This window comes from Spirosoma sp. (genome assembly GCF_026391055.1).
Classification (GTDB): Bacteria; Bacteroidota; Bacteroidia; order Cytophagales; family Spirosomataceae; genus Spirosoma.
The window spans coordinates 96153-114744 of sequence record NZ_JAPLET010000014.1; the positions used below are offsets into that span (position 1 = coordinate 96153).

Consider the following 18592-nt stretch of genomic DNA (forward strand, 5'->3'; position numbering starts at 1 on the left):
TAAAACTGAGTAAAGAGTTTTTGGTTTATTCATCGGTCGGTCATTAGCTACATATAGGTATGTCCCTTTTTTCATCTAAAGATAACCCAGAAAATCTTAACCCGGAATTCATTCAGCAACTGACCATCGGCCGGAAGATAACCCCTCAGCGCATTGCTATTCACGTGCTGTACTGGCTTTGGAACTGTTATGAGAATTACAATGATTTTTACCGGATGCTTAAGCTTCGGCCTGAGCTTCCGGTGGACCCGGGCTTACATCGGTTCATGTTCATGAGCCACCTTGTGACCACTATAGTTACCTATTATATAGTAGGGTATCTCGTCTTACCATCACTTTTAAAAGTGCTGATCTATTACTATGCCACCCGGAAAGTGCTCTGGCGAAGAATTGCTTTTCTGATCAGCTCTTTTTTCCTGGTCTTTCTGCTCTTCAATGTGTATGACTATTATATATTCGGGTATGCTGTCACCCATTTTAAGCCAGTTCCCGGCTTTATTGAACGAAATGCGAAGTATGTCTTGGATCTGGGGCCTTTCGCTTTTCTTCGTTCTCAGGGTGCCCAGGGCTTTATCTGGGCGTTTAATCTATCCTATCTACTGCTTCCCTGTCAATTGCGACTTATACGCTGGCTAACCACCTGGGGAGTTGATAACATAAAGAAATACGATCAGAATCAGAAGCTAGCCCGAAATCAGCTTAAATATCTGCAGGATCAGATTAACCCTCATTTTCTGTTCAATGTACTCAATAACCTGTATGCCCTCATTCACCGAACCAACAGCGAAGCCGCCTTACTGTTGCGTCGATTGATTGATTATTTACGGTATACGCTGTACCGAACCCACAATAATTTCGTCGAGCTGAAAGAAGAATTGCTGTTTCTTCAGAATTACGTGGAGATTGAACAAAGCCGACTCCGTGATCCAAGCGTGATCAGTTTTGTCCGACATGGTAACGCCGATGGTCAGTTGGTACCGCCTTTACTGCTCTTGACCTTCATTGAAAACGCTTTTAAACATGGTATCCATAAAAGCTACCACGACGGATGGATCGATATAAAGATTGAGATACTGGAAAACCCCGCTCTGCTGCGCTTGGACATTAAAAATTCGGTTAGTAGCGAGAACGCATCCACCCGCAAAGACGCGGGTGGATTGGGACTTTACAACGCCAGACAACGGCTTAACCTGTTATTTCAACCCGACCAATACAAGTGCACCATTGACGAGCAAGCCGATATCTATCATGTTCAATTAGAAATTCCACTTCATCAATCAAGCGTAGTTAACTATGAATTCGAAACGAATTAAGTGTCTGATTGTCGAAGATGAGCCTCTGGCTCAGAAGATTCTAAGCGAACACATTGAAATGATTGCTACGCTTGAATTAGTCGGTACAGCTTTCAATGCCGTTGAGGCTCGGAGCTTAATTGACAAAACAAAGCCTGATTTTATCTTTCTAGACATTAATCTGCCAGGTAAAAACGGCTATGATTTTCTCAAAACCTTACCCACGCCCCGGCCACTGGTGGTCGTTACTTCAGCCCATGTTGAGTTTGCCTTGAAAGGCTACGAACTGGAAGTGATTGATTTCCTGCAAAAACCTATTTTCTTCGATAAGTTCGAGGGAGCCATCAGCAAAGTAGAAAACCGCATGCGCTTAATGCATGCGCTGGCGGGTCAGGAGGCTACGGAAAAGGTATTGTGGGCAGAGAACGACAAAAAGCTTGTTTTGATCCGGACAAATTATGAACTGTTCCGAGTACCCTTTGAAGATATTTTTTACATAGAATCCTGGGACAACTATGTGAAGGTTAATCGCCGTTCGGCACCAACTAAACCATTAACCCCCCGGACTACACTCACCTCGATTGGGAATAATCTACCATCGCCATTTTTACGTATCCATCGTCAGTTCATGGTAAATACGGATCATGTGCAAAAGCTAAACGCCAATTCAGTCTTGTTATCTAATGGAAAAGAACTGCCGGTCAGCAAATCCTGTATGGAGCAAGTCAAACTCGCTCTGTCGTGAAAAGTCAACTGAAAGATGTTGAACCACTGAGCCACTGACCCCCTTAACCCTCATTTCTTTGCCACTCGCCACCTATTCTAAGGATTGAAAAAGGAAATAAGTACTTTTAAACTCATCACTTTATCTCGTAGCAACCATGGCACAGAAATCATTACCCCCCAGATTTTCACTCAATCCCCGCCAAGTTTCAACGCGTCAGCTCGCTCTCCCGGCAGACTCCTCAAAGCGAATGACGACAATAACGATAACTGTGGTCGAAAACTTTTGAATTAAGGTGAATTTGCGTTTAAATTTGGATGATAAAATCTTAATATAAACTCAATCCTTATGAAACGCTTCCAGCTCAAAGAAATTAAGGTTTCCTCACGGATGACTCCGGCTGTTGTGAAATCCGCAGGTAAAAGCTCGACCGGTGGTGGTAACACAGGAGGCAGCATTACCACCACTACCGGTGGTGACTAACGAGATTTGTTCTCCTTTTTAATGAACCCACCTGATAACGGGCTGGGTTTATTTTTTTTAGGGTTATGGTAAAAAATGAAGTTGGTGACCATTCTTTTTTTGTCGTTAGAGCGGCTACCCATTCACTAAGCGATTTAATTAATCGTCTTGATCAAATACAAGCGAATCAGTCGCAAGACTACTTGCCCCTTATCACCGACTGGCTAAAGGAGCCCTGGAATCAAAAAGGGTTGTTTCTAGCAAGTCCGGACCTGTACGAAGCCTGGCTTTCGCAGGCTCATCAGCAACAGCTTTCTTCACCTACCCTAAAAGCGCTTTGGCGGTACATCCTTCGCTCGTATTCACGAGCGACTCCTTTCGGCTTATTCGCTGGGGCCGGGCTAGGCCGCGTTGACAAGCAAAACGCTTTTACATTGGGTAGCCATCCGTGGCGGGTAGTCAGTCGACCAGATGCCACGTTACTCACCAGTGCTAGTGAGATTATCCTGCAGGAACCATTTGTACGCAAACAGCTACTTTATTCGCTCAATAACAGCCTCTATCAGGTAGGGGAAGAGTTTCGATTTTCACAATCCGTTCCAGAATCAACGGGCTTCAGGATTATACTAACCTCCTACGCGGTAACAGCGGAATTAAGCCTAATCGTTGAGAAACTAACCCAAGAAACTTACCTTAGTTTCCAGTCATTACTGGCCCTATTCGACTTGGAAGACCAGCAGGAGGCTGAAGTATTTGTAAATCAATTAATTGACAGTCAATTTCTATCGAACTCATTAATGATGCCGGTAACTGGTCCAAGTTGGATTAGTAGATTGACCCATCTGGATCAGACAAAACAGGTAGTTTCTCCGCTGCTTCGGGAATTAGTGACCATCAGTAACGATCTGATGAGTCAGGATCAAACACTGGAGGGCTTAGAGGCCACTCAAAAGAAGCTTAAAAAAATCAATGGCCATCCACAAAGCAGTCCTGCCGAATACGCGGGGTCAATGATCCAGACGGATCTGGTATTCACTCCCGATCAGTTATCGCTTAACCAGCAACTCGTTCATCAGCTGGCCGAGCAGTTTTCCCAGATTCTCCCATTAATTCAAAATAAGAGGGAGTTTCCAATAGCCAACTTTATTCGCAAATTTAGGGAACGTTATCAGGATGCAACGGTCGATTTGCTCACGGCCCTCGATCCCGAATACGGTTTAGGCTTTCATGTCCAGTCGGAAGCAAGTACGAGTCTGTTAAAACAAATTCCGTTTGCATCACCGGCCAACGAAGCCTCCGAAACCCCCTCAAACCTTGTTAAATTGATCTACGAGCGCTTTTCGTTAACGGGGCACATGGAAATTTCGTTAACCGAAGAGGATATCATCCCGCTTTTAGAAGATCAGCCCAAGCGGCCATTACCGCCAAGTTTTTATTTGTTTGGCGAGTTGTATCAGCAACCACCCGTAGCAAAAGAAAGCGTAGAGGATTTGGTCAACCCTCTACCGACCAGTCATTGGCATTTCTCGATTAATGCGGGAACCACCTCATCGCCCACTTTTTTACTCGGCAGGTTTTGTCTTAATGATCCCCTGTTAACCCGGCAGGTTCAGGAGATGTGTGCTTGGGAGCAGTCCCAGTATCCAAATGAAATACTGGCTGAAGTTGTACATGCTCCGCCAAGCCCTAATCGGGCTCGAAATGTAGTTTCCAGGCCTGTCTTACGATCGTACGAAATACCTTATCTGACACCGGCAGGGGTCGCCGCTGATCGAGTTATTAGCCTCAACGACTTAGGCGTTTACGTTACGCATACGGAACAAATCTACCTCATCAACAAATCAACTGGCCAGCGAATACGGCCTAGGCTTAGTACAGCGCATAAATTTACGTTAGGCGATGATATCTATCAATTCCTGGGATACATCGAGCAGCTGGAAACGAATCGCTATGGGGTTCGATGGGGCTATTTCAAAGATCAGCCAGTACTGCCCCGAATAACCTACAAAAATTTAATTCTTCAACCCGCACGCTGGACAATCCGCCGTTCCACTGTTCAACAGAACGGCCCAGTCACCCTGCAACACATACGCCGGTTATACAATCTACCAAAGTACCTGCAGCTCATAGAGCGGGATCTTACCCTGTTTCTGGATCTGGATGCAGCACCTTGTCAAACGATTCTCCTTGATGAACTAAATAAAAACGAGCTCATTCGATTGACAGAATGGTTACCTGCTTCTTACCAGCCCTGGCTTGTCGAGAAAGACAGATATTTTGTGTCTGAACTGATCATACCGCTGAAAGGGCTTTCGACTACGCCCGGCAATCCTACGCAGCGTGTTGTCTTCGATCAGACTACTCAGGAAGCCCGCACCGTGTATCCAGGTGGGCCATGGTTATATTACAAAATCTATCTCAGTGAATTAGCGGCGGATTATTTTCTGACGCACTGCTTGTTCGACTTCACTAATCAACTCCTGTCAAGTGGGTTATGTCAACAATTCTTCTTTATTCGCTTTGCCGATCCCGACTTCCATATTCGTATACGTTTTCAATCCGATACAAGTGTTATTAGTAAACTTATTGAGGCCTGTAATTCATTTTTCACGCCCTCAACACCTGATTCACTTGTTTATCGCTTTTCAATCGAGACCTACCAGCGTGAGATAGAACGGTACACGCCAGAATTGATGGCGGCCTGCGAGACTGTATTCAGCCAGGATAGTCTGATGATTTTGACTTACTTGTCCTCCCAGGAGAACTCGTCCAAATCTGATATCGAGCGTTATGCTTTTGCCATAGGACAGGTCAGTAACTTAGTAGACGATTTTCGCTATTCACTGGAAGCTAAAATTGCATTCTGTCAACGAAATCAAACCAGTTACTGGCATGAGGAGGGCAGTTTGAAATCTGTCAAAAAAGGCTTAAATTCTTTATTTCGTCAGTATGCCGATTCAATCTTCGATCAGGCGCAACAACTTACTGACGACTTCCTGCACCGCTCGCAGGCGTTTCAAGCGGCACTTGATCAAATCAATTTATTCTATCAGCAAAAGCCCCAGACGGTCGTTAAAGATGAGCTGCTAACCAGCCTTATTCACATGCACATCAACCGTCTATTCCCCACGGAACAACGGCGGCATGAGCTGGTTATTTATCACTTCTTAGTGCGTCGATATGAGTCGCTCCTGGCTAGGCTGAAAACAGATACCGCGTCCCCCCATTGATCACGCCTAGTTAGTTGTAGACATAACAAGGGCCGTTTACCCGGACAGCTCAGGTCATTCTTCCTTGTAAAACGGCTCATTAAGCCATTGAGCGAACGCATCACCGTATACCGGTATTTATGCTTGAATAAAGCAGATCCCTGCTGATCATTTAAGTATCTGTTCAGATAGTACTACTTAACTTAATCATTCGCCCCTCTTACCTACTTGTTCAGTCAGTTCGCCACATTTCTGCCGAAGCATACCGCTTAATAAAGCAAATTAGATAAGTCAACTTTCTTGAAAGGGCATCAAGATGGGTTGGCCTTTGTGTTTACTGCTCTAAATCTGATCAAAAATTTAATAAAAGAGAGACCGTAAAATTTGGTCAAAAAGTATTTAAATATATACCTTTATGAAACATTTTGAAGGTTTCTCCCTTGCTCAACCTCTTGCCTCACTGATGGATCAATTTCCTAATTTATCTCAAAAAGCCGATGCGCTGCCTGAGCTTTGGCAAGTCGGACAGCTGGTAACCCTTGCTGAACCGCATTATGGGCCTCATAATCCCTGTGGCAGCGTTGGCGTCGTATATGTCATTGATACCGAAGATCCTGACATGCCTTACGTTGGCATTCTAATGGAATCCGGTGATGATTTGAATTTGATTGACGCCTTAGCCGTCCACAACAGCTTTATAAGCTTGGGAATTGTCCCATTCGACTATGAATTTTCAAGCTGTCAAACGCTGATTGCAGATCAACAAGAAGGCTTGTTTCTGCCTTGTTTTCAAGCCGCTCATCAACTGATGCATAAGGATGAATAAGTTTACTCAAGAAATAGGAAACTGGCCGTTATGGAGTCAGCTCCTGCTACTGGTAGTCCTGGGGTTAGTCATTCATTTTTGGTTTGGACGCCTGAGCAGCTCCGTGCTGGCAACCAGAACAGCCGGTGGGTCTTTCGAACGGTTGTGGCGGTTGATACAATGTGTGCTCTGGGCAACCGGCCTAAGCTGGATAGCGGTTCGCTTTTGCGTGGGTACCAATGGTCAGGGTAGGCCCTATGAATGGGGGTTTTATGGCCGTGTACTTTTTGTCGGGTTGACAGCTTACCTATCTAATTTTCTAACCCGTTACTTTTCTTAATTCATGGCTAAGCATCTACTCATTGTTGAGTCACCAAATAAAAAACAAAAAATAGGTCAATACCTTGATGAATTATATGGTAGCGGCCAGTGGCACGTAGCCGCCAGTGTAGGTCACGTTCAGGATCTGCCGGAAAAGGAGTTAGGCATCAACCGGGAGCGCAACTACAGCATGTCCTATCAGGTAAGCCGGGATAAGGAAAAAGTCGTTAGTGGCCTAAAGAATCTGGTTCGGGAGGTGGGTGCTGATCATGTAATTTTAGCCACTGATCCTGATCGGGAGGGCGAAGCCATTTCCTGGCATTTGAGCCGATTGCTCAACCTATCACCAGACAAGGCACAACGGGCCACCTTTCAGGAGATTACTAAAGCAGCTATCAAATCAGCGCTGGACAGCCGGCGGCCAATCAACATGAGCCTGGTCAAAGCCCAGGAAGCCCGGCGTGCCATCGACAGGATCGCCGGCTATGAAGTATCGGATATCGCCCGGCGCAAAACAGGTAAAAATCTAACAGCAGGCCGCGTGCAGAGTGTTGCTTTAAAGCTAATCGTAGAACGGGAAAAAACGATCTCTTCGTTTACAAATCAGTTCACCTTCAAGCTCACGGCTGTCTTTACGAGCCCTAAACATGAGTTAATCAAAGCCAATTACGTAGGGTCGGGGGAAGCGGACATCCAAAAAATGAACGCATTGCCTGTTTTACAGGCTTATCTAAATACCGCCACCGGCAAGTTGTGGCGCTTGCTGGATAAACAAAGCAAGCCCGTACTGCGGCAGCCTGGTCCGGCTTTCACTACCTCCTTACTGCAACAGGAAGCCATTCGCAAGCTATCCAAAGGAAATGACCGATGGGGCGCAAAACGGGTTATGGAGGTTGCTCAGGCGTTATTCGCAGCGGGTCATATTACGTATATGCGTACTGACTCACCCAACCTCTCGCTTGAAGCGGTTGTGGCCATTCAACAGCAGGTTATTAGCCAATTCGGTGAATCCTATTTTCAGCCCCGGCGCTTTCCCGTCAAAGCCGATGCGCAGGAAGCCCATGAAGCGATCCGACCGACTCATATGGATGTTAAAACGGCGGGAAATAACGTGGATGAACAATCCTTATACCGGCTCATCTATACGCGGGCCATGGCCTCACAAATGAAACCAGCCCAGTACGAGGAGACCATGCTAACGATCGGCACCGGGCAACCCATTGATACGTTTCAGGCAAAAGCCAGTACCTTAATTTTTGAGGGTTACCGCGCTATCTATACGGAGGCCGATGAGGAGGAGGTAAGTGACGCAGCGTCCGTTATTTCGCCCGTAGCGGTTGGTACAACGCTGCGCGTCGATCAAATGCAGGGTAAACAAACCTACCGACAGCCCCCAAAGCGATTTGATGAAGCAACCCTGATTAAAAATATGGAACAGAAAGGGATCGGGCGACCATCTACCTACGCGAGTATCCTATCGACGATTCAAAAGCGAGGTTATGCTGAAACGGGCAATGTCGCTGCCCGAAAATTGCCGGCAACCCTCATTACGCTGAAACAGGGGTCGATTCGTACTACGACCGAGCAACAATCCGTTGGGGGTGACAAAGCCAAACTGGTTCCCACGGCTACGGGTATTCAATTAGCCGATTTTCTGGAAGCGAATTTCTCCCCATTAGTTGACTACGGGTTTACGGCAGGTATGGAGAAACAGCTTGACGAAATAGTTGAGGGCAAAAGCAAATTTCTGACTGTTATTCAAAGCTATGATCAAATGCATCAGCGAATGATTGCCCATGTGGAAGCGACGCTTCCTGATGCCAAGCGGGAAACGGCTACCCGGTTACTGGGGGAGTACAAGAATAAACCCGTTCGGGTAGGCACCTCAAAACAAGGAACGTACCTTTTATATAACGATGCGTTTACGGGGGTCGAGTCGCTATCCGCCGATGAGGTAACGCTGGAGCTTGCTATTCCAATGTTAGAATCAAGTTCTTCGACACCGGCTGCTAAAGGACTTACAATCATTCACAAAGCCGGAAAATACGAAGTCCGGAAAGGGCCGTTTGGGTACTACCTAACGGATGGGGTTACGAATGCTAAACTGCCTAAGCAGTTTGCTACGGAAAGCCAGATGAAAACGATTAAGGCTGCTGATGCACAGACGATCATAAAAGCCTATCTGGAATGGAAAAAAAAAGCCACCAATAAGTAGCCCCTCTTTTTTTGCGATTTTTGAACCGAAAAAAAAAATAAAAATATCTACAAAAAAAGCTTTATTTGAAATCTAATTTTAAAGGTTGGCTGTACATCGCCTTTAAAATTCCCCAAAAAACGCTACTTTAGCCATGCACCGTATACGCCTTAATGCAACGATCCGGTATTTAAGAATTCCTACCTACGGTGGAGGTACCGAAAAAATAAGAGTAACGGATGAAAATGAAGATCGGCTTTCTTCCTGTAAGCCGTGTGAACCCTGTTCAACTGACGAGTTAGAATGGTTAACTGAAGCGACAATGCCAAACGATACACAAAATGCCATTATAGTTGGGGAGCCGGCTTATCTGATCTATCGGGAAGTAAATGCTAATGGCAATAAATCTGAGCTGGAGCCCCTGCGCAATGAAGAAATTATTCGACTGGAAAGCAATGGAGGGTATTGTTACATTTATCTCAAGGATAATACCCGGTATTTATTAGCGATGAGTCTCAAATGGGTGTCGAAATACTTACACGATTTTGTCCGAATTCACCGAACCCATGCGGTTAATCCGATCTACGTAAAGCAGTATTTACTGGATCACCAAAAGAGACAGAAAGACCGGTATTTGCTGCTGAAAACCGATGAGAAGTTACCCTGGTCTCGACGCCACCTTCGTGAACGACGGCAGGATTCTCCCCAGTTATTTGATTTAATCCTTTAACTATGACCGACGATGAGCCTTCTATTGCCAATAATTCGGCAAAGTCCAACCGACTTAACCACGGGTGAATACGTGGGTATATTGTTTCGTATTGTTGAAAAAGGAACGCAGGAAGAGCTATTCAAACAAACGAATCAACTGTATCAGCGGCCAAAAGTACTGTTGACTTGGGTATTGCCGGATCAGTATGAACTCGTTCAAAATCAACCGCGTCCCGTCCTGATCCATAAAGAATACACGCAATCACTCCGGCAAAGCTCGCACCTGTACCGGGATGTCATTGGGATGAGAGGCTATGACTTTTCTGAATCGGAGCTTACCTATCCATTTGATCTGTTATCCCTGTTAGGAACTCCCAGTCTTTTATCGGTACAGGTAACCAAAAAAGGTGAAACCTGCCATCCTGAGTTAAAACAGATTAAACCACTCTCCGCTGACACCGGCGTATCCGATTGTCCATATGACTTTTATTCGCTGACATTTAAAGACTGGAACTGGGAAATATACGATGAATTAAGCCAGAAGCTACAGCAGGAGATTGCCCGATCACCAGAGTATGCAAAGCTGCCCGCCCGGGTTAACCAGCCTACAATTGAAAATCATGATCAGTAGCTAAGTCGTATTGATTAGAGTGCCTGACCAGCTAGGCTGTTTATTTAACGCGTCGAATAAACAGGGCGATAACCGGGAAGAAATGATAAGCTCTTGTACTCATTTTCAGACGTATTAGCCCGATTCTTTTTGAAGTAGATTGTATATTGAATAGGGAACAAACCTTTAAAAGCCCGCCTGGTCATGAAACGCCTTTTTGAACCCCTGTCATTACCGTTTAGAGTGCCTAAGCTGTTTGCTATTCCCTACTACATACAGGCTTTCCTGGTAGGAGCAATCCGGCTGACCATCGCCATTCTACTGGGACCAGAGGCCTATTTCATCAGCCGGCTTCGCATTGGTATGGCCATCAGCGTTTTCCTGGTGAAGATGGTCTTTGCTTTGTTTAAACAGGATGCAACCGGGCGGCAGTGGATGCTCTATCTTGCCATAGCTGCTGAAATCGTTCAAATTGGTATGTCTCTGTACGTTGGCTACCGGCTCGCTAATGCCACACCCACGATTGAAGTTGTTGAGCAAATTGACATTGTCGATGAACAGGGGCGGTTGATTACCACCTACGAGAAGAAAGTCTCACCGGAAGAATTATAGATTGAGCATTTACGTGCCATCGTGGCCAACGCGATGGCTTTTTTTGCCCTGCAGTAAAGCCCTTACGCCGGATTGGCCCCAAAATCTATGGAATTTAAAATTTCATTTTTCGGCTTATTTGGCTTAATAAATTATTTTTTTTTTGGTCAATAAGACTTAGGTTTATTCATTCATCTTAGTTTAACGATCATGCCTTTAGATCATTCAACTCCTAACCTGGCAACCGGCAAACCGGCTACTTCCCGCAAGTCGTTGCAGATCACCACCCGCAGTTTATGGGGCTACGACGTCGACTCGCTCAATATCGAGAACGATCAGGATCGTCAGACAATTATCGCGCGCGTTTTTGATGCGGGCACCCATGAAGACAAGCTGGCCATAATCGATTATTTTGATCTGGAGACTATCAAACAAGCATTATTGAATACCGCTGAATTGCAGTCATCGACCATTTCCCTCACGGCCATATGGCTGAATTTAAAACCGGAAATGTACCGGGCTTACAAACGACTGGACTTATCACAGCTGAAGCATGCTTCGTTTTAACGCAATCAGGAGCTCGCTTATCATCAGTCAACTCTCCCTATTCGTAACCATTTCTAGGGACAAACTGAAACAAGCTTAAAAGCAGAAGATCATAAGAAGCCCCAAATCAATCCACGCGAATACAGAATTTAAAATAAACCTGAAAATAAGTAGCCCGCATGTATCATCTCCAAACCATCGATGCAAAACCCTACCAGTTGCTGCAGGAATTGATGACGAATCGGGAGCTGGAGCAAGCCGGGTTTTTATTATGCGGGGGTGGAGCAATTGCCCTGCACCTGGGCCACCGGCAAAGTACGGATATTGATCTGTTTACGCCCAAAGCCATTCCGCCAGGGGCCATGAAGAAATTCATGGAGCAAACCTTTGGCGCTCGTGTCGATGTGTATTCACAAAGCGATTTGGGTATTCGAGGTTTCTTGGATGGGGTAAAATTTGATATGATCCGTTTTCCTTATCAGATGCAGCATGCCCCCCTTGCGGAGCAGAATATCCGATTCCTGGATCTAAGGGATGCCGTGGCGATGAAAGTTCACGCCGTGGCTAACCGCGGATTACGCCGTGACTTTTACGATATGGCGGAGATCCTCCAACGAATGCCCTTGAAGGAGGTACTCGAAAACTATCAGCGTCAGTTTTCGCCTTCCCCGATGGCGATGAGCCATACTCGCCGGGCGCTTACTTTCTTTACGGATGCCGAAGCAGATTCAACCAAAGTTGATGTTCGAAACGGCAGGAGCTGGGACCAGGTAAAGAAAATTATGGCAAGAGCCGTTCAGCAACCCTCTGAACTACCAACGTTGAAGGCACCCCGTTTGCCTAAACCCGGGAATTCTCCCCTGACCGACCTAAAGTCGTCTACCCTGGCCAAGCCGCTCCCGAGTCAACCGAAAACACCCTCTGCTCAGGTATCCCGACCAATCAGTACCCGTCGAGTGACTTAACTTCATTTAATTTATGTTGAACTACCCAATTATTACAGAAGCCTACCCGAAGGCCACGGTGATTGCCTTTACTGAGTATTACCATCCTCAGCTTCGCTGGCAACGAATTGATCAACCCGTCGACGCAATTTTGCAGTTCGATCAGTTTGAGTCCCAGATCCGTCAGGTCATGGCTTACGGTGCCACGCAGTTAGGTTTTACGGTTCAGGACGATAAACGGGCGCATTACACAGTTCATATATCAAGTAAAAAACTAACGGGTAGTGGCCGCATAAAAGCTGGCCGCTAGCCAGGTGTTTCACCACTCAACAAGCAACTCTTTTTTTAATCGAAAACGACTCAGAAATCATGCTCACTAAATTGTCACTGGCGGCTGGCTTGTCCAAAGCGTTTGAAGAAGTGATGCCGGAGAAACTCCAGCAAAGTGACCCCACCGCCTACGCGGCTATACTTGATCAAGAGAATCATCTTTATTTTAGCCCAAGTGCTTTTGATGCTGACGATCATTCACAAGTGCTCTTGCAAACAGCACCTTTAGCTACTGACAACAACGCCCGGATTATCGGTTATTTTTCGGCAATTCAGTTAGCGTGTTTTACGACGGAGGAACTGGCAGAACAAATTACAGATGATCAAATACCGTTTTCCTGATTGGGTTAATAGTATGGAAAATGTCCAAAAATTTGGACAAAACGAAAACCAATAACGGGGGAAAGATGATTCACCTCTCTTCCAAAGATGCGTTGTTAACCCCGATTGGTCAGCCCTGATAAGCGATATTTAGGTATGAGAACTACCGTTTTATACGACCTAAGTGATCCCTTCTTTGATTACCTGGAAACGATGGCTAACCAGTCGAGTCCAGTGCTGGCCTATTCGACTAACGATATCCTGGACTTAATCGGACGAATCGAAGCGGAAGGATTTGTTGTACCTGCTTCGCTAACCATCGAGCAGGCGCTGGTGAAAGCCATTAATTATACGAACGCCCGGCTGTCCTCCTCGATGCGGATTGTTTATCGGGATGAAATCGTATTCATATCGACTGTCGTTTATCTTGACTTACCCGTCATTGGGTAAGTCTAAAAAAACGGACCGCTCCTGCGGCCTGGCACAGCGGCGGCCACCAAATTTACGCAGGGCCGCCTGAGCGGTCGGTTTCGGAGTCACGTATGACCTGCCGTCAATTGAGTTTGTTTTGGCTTTTAAGTGGTTAATTCACGACACGCCTTTGAGAAAGCCGTATTAGGAATTGATGGAGTTATAAGACGATCGTTTTTTGCCAATTAGCGTCCATAATTAGTAGCATGCGGCATCACTATTTTGATGTACTAAAATTTGTACACAAAAAATGTCAGATATTACTTCAGTTATACGCACTATTATTTTGTTACATCTATCGCTTATATCTTGTGTATTTACTTGGACTGATTTTGTTGCCTGGAATCAGAACAGCCACAATGAAGTCTGGATTTGTTTCCGGAATAGAGTAATAAGATTGCATATGTAGTATCTGGAACAGATCCTTAAAATTGTTAATTGGTCCCTCGTCCTCCTTTGGGCTTAGATCGAAGGTAATTAACAGGCCAAGTTGATTATAGGGATGAACGTAGGTTTGAGCCTGACCTAGGTAATCATCCTTAATCGTTTCCCAAGTGGGTTTGGTTAGGGTTTTCTTTATTTCAATAGGATATACTGCATCGCCATTGCGGTAGACTATATCAATCCTACCCCCACCAATCGCATTTGAATCCTCACTTATATAATAGGTTGCTCTCCCACCTGCTTTTAATCGCATGAGCAAATGGTTATGAAATGAACGCTCATCGGTTACTGTCGAATCATATAAGATCGAAAAGGAAGTTTTGTCCTCTACCAATGACTGATAGGCGTAACGGACTATATCTGCCAGTATTTCCAGAAATGCGGTCATCCTTCGGGGCACATAATTGGGCAAGAGTTGACGTAATCGACTGGTTAGTTGACGGAGAACTTCGTCACCAATTGAATAGCCGGTCAGGAAATCTGTTTGGGAAGCCCGATGGTCAATAATCAACTGATGAGATAAACGAATAATTGCTTTGTCAGGATTAATACCTCCATCGACAAGCTTTTGAAAGTCACTAGTCAATTCAACTAGGCCAATGTGTGGAAATAAGAGATGAAGTTCAGCTATTGGCTCGACCAGACTGTCCTTTTTTTTTTACTATTGCCCTGCAGCCGCTCCCGAAGATTTATCAAAAAATTGGACAGCTCCAATTCTTCATCAGTCAGTTCACCTTGCAGCGAGTCGATGCGTAAAATCGAGGCCGATAAATTTTGTTCATAGTAACGATTTAACAGGGTATCCACGGCTCCCCCTGCAAACTGTTGATAGACGGGTATAAATTGAGGAGTCAGGGAATCCAAGGCAATTAGATCGTTGACGCGCTTACAGAGAAATGCTAGTTCTTTTTTAATATCGTACCACTTTCGCTCCGCTACCGTATGCTCAATTATAACCCGTAGATTGGTTAAGGCCCTAAAAATCGTCCCTTCAAAAAGCTCTGCTTCCGGTAGCCAGCCCCAGACTTGACGCTCCCATAGGGCTGCTGATAAGGCCGCAAATGCCTTTTCGGCGGCTTGAAAATTAGTGGCTAACAGGGCGGTTAGGTACTGGGTGACATACCCGAAAAATTGGGCATCAATTCGGTTTTCAACCAGGTTAAATGCCTTCGTAAATAGTTTACCAGCCTCATCCAATTCCCGAATAAGGACCATATCATCTTGACTACTACTTCGGTATAACAGATGAATCAGCCCTTGCCGAAGACAGGCTTCCGCTGCGATGTCGAGATCGGGATTGGCGCTTTCCTTCGTAATTTCTTGGTACACATCCTCATCGTCACCAAATAAAAGAAATAAATATTTAAGCCGGGTTGCCCCCACAAAGCTATCAGCTCCCTCAAGAACATCATCCAGAAGAAGGGATTTGGAAAATTCCGTGCGAAAAACATTGATAAACGTTAGAGACCCGACGCATTCAATCGCTCTTTTTTGTAAGTAGAGATTCGAATCAGTTTCCAACAGGGAGCGAAAAAAACGTCGTATACTAATAGCACTATACTGAGCAGCGACTGCCTGGGAATCGAATGAATCGATCCAGGTAATGCGCTCGTTAAGCGGTAACGAGGTAAACCAGCTATAATCTAAGGACTGCTCCAAGACGAATTAAAAAAAGAATATATTCTCACCCCGTTCCTCAACTTTGCTCATGGGGACCGCACTAGCCAAGTTTCGTTCAGCCGTACCGACAAAGACCTGCAGGTTGTCTCCAAAGGCATTTTCGATGTAGCCCAGCGTTTCACGTATCCCTTCAACAAATCGATTGTCTCCTTCCTCTTTTGCCGGAGAATCCAGGATAATAAACCGTGGATGATGGCCTAGCTGATGATTTACATCCAGTTCAACCAATGCAATGTAAAGGCCTAGTTTAGCCCGTAGCTGTTCCCCGGGAGATATTTTATCGAATGTGCAGACCTCTCCGTTTCTGGAGTAATTAATTTTAAAGTCATCCCGAATTTCTACCCGTTCATAGTGGGACAAACCAAAGGCGTGTAACTGCTTTAAATACAAAGCTTCCAAAATGCTGACAAATGGTTGACTTTTTGTTTCTCTAAGCAGTTTCAACTCTTCTAATGCCAGGTCTAGAGCTTGAATCTGGATTTCCAGTCGGTTATCTGAAGCCGCAGGCAATGAAGGGAATGGAAGTATTTTTAACTTTTCTTCGATAACTGCTTTTCTGGCCATAAGCGGACTTACTCTGCCTAAATAAGCCTCAATATCAAAAGGTGTCGTTGTCTGTTGCAAGGCCTGTTTTAGTTTATTGATCGTGGTAAGCAGGGCCGGAATGGCAAGATTAGTGATTTCCGTGTTTGCTTTTTGAATCAACTGCTTTGTGGCCTTTATCTCATGCTCTACATCTGACCGTTTAAGCTTTATTTTGTACTGATCCTGGGTTAGTTGCAGGATTTCTTTTTTTAAACGTTCCGCATGCATCTGATACTCATCTGAATCAACTTCCTGATGTTCCAGTTCATGGGCGCAGAGTCGGCAATTGCCCGTCGCTTTTTCTTGGGCCACTTTATTTTTGCCAACTTCATGGCTGCAATGGGGGCAGGTATGAACCTCCAGACTGCTAAAGAAAGCACCCAATTCAATATATTCCTTTAAATCATTGATTTTTCGCTCCCGTTTATGAATATCCACGTCAAACTTACTGATCTCATCCCCTAATCGATTAAATTCTTTTTGTAAGCGCGCAATCGATTGATGATGGGCTTCAATCTCCTCATCCAAAACAAACCGGCGCTCGGTTGCCATCTGATGACGGTTACGAGCCTGCTCAAGTTCTATTTCAACGTTCGTGGGTTTAGGAGATAAAGCTGCATTTTTCTCAGTAGTTAATTGATTTAGTTTGTGGTCTATAGTCGTTAGTTCATCGCGTAAACTCTGTTGGTCCTGGGCCTGAGAATGAGCAGTTGCCCCCTGTAAGGCTTTGGCTACCCCTAATTCACCCTGTAATAGTTCTTTTTTGATTTTTATGCGGTTGATGGGATACGTTAACTCCAGGCTCAGTAGCATTTGAAAGATTAGCTCGGCCTGACCCCCATAAAATAAAACGTTGTAATCCTGCGCTTCTAGAAAAACAGATTTAAAGTAGGTTTTCCAACTTGCATTATTGGTCCGTAAGTGAATCTCTTCCTTGCCTGAGGCTTTACTAGTCCACTGCATAGAATAATAGTCAAACTCTTTGAAAAAGAAGGCTTTTATAAACTCCTCATATTTTCCCAATCCTCCCTTGAATAGTGGTTGGTTCGTTTGACTATCTGGATGTGGGGCTTCAAGTGTCTTTCGATCGGTATTTAAAAACTCTACATTGTACTTGCTGGGGCCGGCAATTTGTATATTAACCGAATAAGTGTTTGATCCAAGGCTAAATTCGAGCCAAATCTGCTCGAGCCAACTAAGCACATCACCGGCTAAATCATTGTCTCCCGTAATGGCTAGTTTAATGATTTTAAAAATGGAAGACTTACCTTTCAAATTATCACCAACCCATAAATGAACACCTGACGTAAATTTTCGAGTGTACTGAACTGATTGCCCGCCTTTGGTGCCGGAAAAGTCTAAGCTTAAGATCTGTAAGCGTTTACCAACGGATCGTGGGCTATCACGCTGATAAGCATCTTCATCAAACGTTAATAGATTTATTATCTCCTCTTCTGTTAAGATGGATTCTCCCTTGAGTTGGCTTTTAATCTTTTTGGCCAACTTATTAACCTCAAATAATGCACTCATAACTGGGTGTGGAATAGATCTGAATATTTTTCTTTTACGAGGTGTTCGATATCTGTAATGTAATTGCCTAAGGGTGTATCACGGTATACCTCAATGTCGTACTGACGATTCTTAAAAGCACTACCTGATAGGTCTCCAAAATATTGTTTGATAAGTTCGCAACGATCAAAGTACCACCGAGCCGCCGGTAAGCTATACAAGATCTTCTCAATCTTGTCAACCCCATACTTGGTTAAAAAATACTCCTTTTGAATATCCCGTAATCCAACACTCTTTCGACTGGACACATCAACTAAACCAACCGATTTTAGAAAGACCAGAATGTCATCCAACTCTTCGTAGGCTCCGTAGAAAAAACGAATCATTTCGTCTGTTCGCAGTTGGGGTTCTTGATGATCAAATATTGTTTTTATGATTTCACGTAGATCAGTGAAATTAGGACTACCCCTTTCCTCGTACAACCTCATCAGTTCATAACATAGGTAGCTTGGATAACGGATCAGGAAATCGATCTTTTGAATCTTGACTTCAGAACGAAAAACCTGCACGAAAGCAGGTTGTAGCGAATTATGGTATGGCTCCGAAAAGAAGTAGAGGATAAGCAGAATGCGCAGGCGTTCACGGTATGGATTAGTAACCATAAAACTGACTAAGTGGATATGCGAAGGTATATTACGGAGGAAAGTATAATTCCCCATATTTGCTACTTAATTGTTCATTGCTTTATAGTTATGTGTACTCATTATTTATCGAACAAATGGGTGTTCTGGCCTCTGTTCATTTGGATATGCCCAATAGCGTAGAATAATTCGTAGAATAGCA

18 protein-coding genes are annotated in these 18592 nt (G+C 44.7%); 14 read left to right on the plus strand and 4 right to left on the minus strand.

Features of this window, described 5'->3' with window-relative positions; all coding sequences use genetic code 11:
• Positions 1 to 59: 59 nt before the first annotated feature.
• From NT073_RS05120 to NT073_RS05185, 14 genes are all read left to right on the plus strand, one after another.
• Positions 60 to 1313, plus strand: a complete 1254-nt coding sequence (locus NT073_RS05120) for a histidine kinase (protein ID WP_297369757.1) — start codon at positions 60 to 62, stop codon at positions 1311 to 1313.
• Entirely contained in the window at positions 1294 to 2037 is a 744-nt protein-coding gene (locus NT073_RS05125) for a LytTR family DNA-binding domain-containing protein (protein WP_297369761.1), read from the plus strand. The genes NT073_RS05120 and NT073_RS05125 overlap by 20 nt, the downstream gene beginning before the upstream one ends.
• A 327-nt stretch (positions 2038 to 2364) precedes the next feature.
• Positions 2365 to 2499, plus strand: a complete 135-nt coding sequence (locus NT073_RS05130; protein ID WP_297369764.1) for a hypothetical protein — start codon at positions 2365 to 2367, stop codon at positions 2497 to 2499.
• Between the two features lie 65 nt (positions 2500 to 2564).
• Positions 2565 to 5708, plus strand: coding sequence for a lantibiotic dehydratase (locus NT073_RS05135; protein ID WP_297369767.1), 3144 nt, complete (start codon positions 2565 to 2567; stop codon positions 5706 to 5708).
• A gap of 394 nt (positions 5709 to 6102) precedes the next feature.
• Positions 6103 to 6513, plus strand: a complete 411-nt coding sequence (locus tag NT073_RS05140) for a hypothetical protein (RefSeq protein ID WP_297369770.1) — start codon at positions 6103 to 6105, stop codon at positions 6511 to 6513.
• A 322-nt stretch (positions 6514 to 6835) separates the two neighbouring features.
• Positions 6836 to 9028 carry a type I DNA topoisomerase gene (gene topA, locus NT073_RS05145; protein WP_297369774.1) on the plus strand — a complete coding sequence of 731 codons (2193 nt, stop codon included), beginning with the start codon at positions 6836 to 6838 and terminating at the stop codon, positions 9026 to 9028.
• Between the two features lie 301 nt (positions 9029 to 9329).
• Entirely contained in the window at positions 9330 to 9737 is a 408-nt protein-coding gene (locus tag NT073_RS05150) for a LytTR family DNA-binding domain-containing protein (RefSeq protein WP_297369777.1), read from the plus strand.
• Between the two features lie 12 nt (positions 9738 to 9749).
• Complete coding sequence (locus NT073_RS05155; protein WP_297369780.1) at positions 9750 to 10349, plus strand: phage replication initiation protein, NGO0469 family; 600 nt, start codon at positions 9750 to 9752, stop codon at positions 10347 to 10349.
• A 183-nt stretch (positions 10350 to 10532) separates the two neighbouring features.
• Positions 10533 to 10940, plus strand: coding sequence for a hypothetical protein (locus NT073_RS05160; protein ID WP_297369785.1), 408 nt, complete (start codon positions 10533 to 10535; stop codon positions 10938 to 10940).
• Positions 10941 to 11129: 189 nt separating this feature from the next.
• The gene (locus NT073_RS05165; protein WP_297369788.1) at positions 11130 to 11486 is read left to right on the plus strand and encodes a hypothetical protein; all 357 of its coding nucleotides are present in this window, start codon (positions 11130 to 11132) and stop codon (positions 11484 to 11486) included.
• 158 nt (positions 11487 to 11644) lie between these two features.
• Positions 11645 to 12430 carry a nucleotidyl transferase AbiEii/AbiGii toxin family protein gene (locus tag NT073_RS05170; protein WP_297369790.1) on the plus strand — a complete coding sequence of 262 codons (786 nt, stop codon included), beginning with the start codon at positions 11645 to 11647 and terminating at the stop codon, positions 12428 to 12430.
• Between the two features lie 13 nt (positions 12431 to 12443).
• Complete coding sequence (locus NT073_RS05175) at positions 12444 to 12719, plus strand: hypothetical protein (protein WP_297369793.1); 276 nt, start codon at positions 12444 to 12446, stop codon at positions 12717 to 12719.
• A gap of 59 nt (positions 12720 to 12778) precedes the next feature.
• Entirely contained in the window at positions 12779 to 13081 is a 303-nt protein-coding gene (locus NT073_RS05180; RefSeq protein ID WP_297369794.1) for a hypothetical protein, read from the plus strand.
• A 135-nt stretch (positions 13082 to 13216) separates the two neighbouring features.
• Positions 13217 to 13510: a hypothetical protein gene (locus tag NT073_RS05185; RefSeq protein WP_297369798.1), complete on the plus strand. Its 294-nt coding sequence runs from the start codon at positions 13217 to 13219 to the stop codon at positions 13508 to 13510.
• 316 nt (positions 13511 to 13826) lie between these two features.
• Here the strand turns inward: NT073_RS05185 and NT073_RS05190 are convergent, their stop codons facing one another.
• Genes NT073_RS05190 through NT073_RS05205 form a run of 4 tightly spaced genes read right to left on the minus strand, consistent with a single transcriptional unit; the run spans position 13827 to position 18411 of the window.
• Positions 13827 to 14561, minus strand: coding sequence for a hypothetical protein (locus tag NT073_RS05190; protein WP_297369801.1), 735 nt, complete (start codon positions 14559 to 14561; stop codon positions 13827 to 13829).
• Between the two features lie 41 nt (positions 14562 to 14602).
• Positions 14603 to 15634: a hypothetical protein gene (locus NT073_RS05195; RefSeq protein ID WP_297369804.1), complete on the minus strand. Its 1032-nt coding sequence runs from the start codon at positions 15632 to 15634 to the stop codon at positions 14603 to 14605.
• A 6-nt stretch (positions 15635 to 15640) separates the two neighbouring features.
• Positions 15641 to 17770 carry an AAA family ATPase gene (locus NT073_RS05200; RefSeq protein ID WP_297369807.1) on the minus strand — a complete coding sequence of 710 codons (2130 nt, stop codon included), beginning with the start codon at positions 17768 to 17770 and terminating at the stop codon, positions 15641 to 15643.
• Complete coding sequence (locus tag NT073_RS05205) at positions 17767 to 18411, minus strand: hypothetical protein (protein WP_297369809.1); 645 nt, start codon at positions 18409 to 18411, stop codon at positions 17767 to 17769. The genes NT073_RS05200 and NT073_RS05205 overlap by 4 nt, the downstream gene beginning before the upstream one ends.
• Positions 18412 to 18592 lie beyond the last annotated feature (181 nt).

Coding starts and splice junctions, on each gene's coding strand:
- NT073_RS05120 (WP_297369757.1), top strand. CDS start 60: ATGTCCCTTTTTTCATCTAAAGATAACCCAGAAAATCTTAACCCGGAA.
- NT073_RS05125 (WP_297369761.1), top strand. CDS start 1,294: ATGAATTCGAAACGAATTAAGTGTCTGATTGTCGAAGATGAGCCTCTG.
- NT073_RS05130 (WP_297369764.1), top strand. CDS start 2,365: ATGAAACGCTTCCAGCTCAAAGAAATTAAGGTTTCCTCACGGATGACT.
- NT073_RS05135 (WP_297369767.1), top strand. CDS start 2,565: ATGGTAAAAAATGAAGTTGGTGACCATTCTTTTTTTGTCGTTAGAGCG.
- NT073_RS05140 (WP_297369770.1), top strand. CDS start 6,103: ATGAAACATTTTGAAGGTTTCTCCCTTGCTCAACCTCTTGCCTCACTG.
- topA (WP_297369774.1), top strand. CDS start 6,836: ATGGCTAAGCATCTACTCATTGTTGAGTCACCAAATAAAAAACAAAAA.
- NT073_RS05150 (WP_297369777.1), top strand. CDS start 9,330: ATGCCAAACGATACACAAAATGCCATTATAGTTGGGGAGCCGGCTTAT.
- NT073_RS05155 (WP_297369780.1), top strand. CDS start 9,750: ATGAGCCTTCTATTGCCAATAATTCGGCAAAGTCCAACCGACTTAACC.
- NT073_RS05160 (WP_297369785.1), top strand. CDS start 10,533: ATGAAACGCCTTTTTGAACCCCTGTCATTACCGTTTAGAGTGCCTAAG.
- NT073_RS05165 (WP_297369788.1), top strand. CDS start 11,130: ATGCCTTTAGATCATTCAACTCCTAACCTGGCAACCGGCAAACCGGCT.
- NT073_RS05170 (WP_297369790.1), top strand. CDS start 11,645: ATGTATCATCTCCAAACCATCGATGCAAAACCCTACCAGTTGCTGCAG.
- NT073_RS05175 (WP_297369793.1), top strand. CDS start 12,444: ATGTTGAACTACCCAATTATTACAGAAGCCTACCCGAAGGCCACGGTG.
- NT073_RS05180 (WP_297369794.1), top strand. CDS start 12,779: ATGCTCACTAAATTGTCACTGGCGGCTGGCTTGTCCAAAGCGTTTGAA.
- NT073_RS05185 (WP_297369798.1), top strand. CDS start 13,217: ATGAGAACTACCGTTTTATACGACCTAAGTGATCCCTTCTTTGATTAC.
- NT073_RS05200 (WP_297369807.1), bottom strand. CDS start 17,770: ATGAGTGCATTATTTGAGGTTAATAAGTTGGCCAAAAAGATTAAAAGC.
- NT073_RS05205 (WP_297369809.1), bottom strand. CDS start 18,411: ATGGTTACTAATCCATACCGTGAACGCCTGCGCATTCTGCTTATCCTC.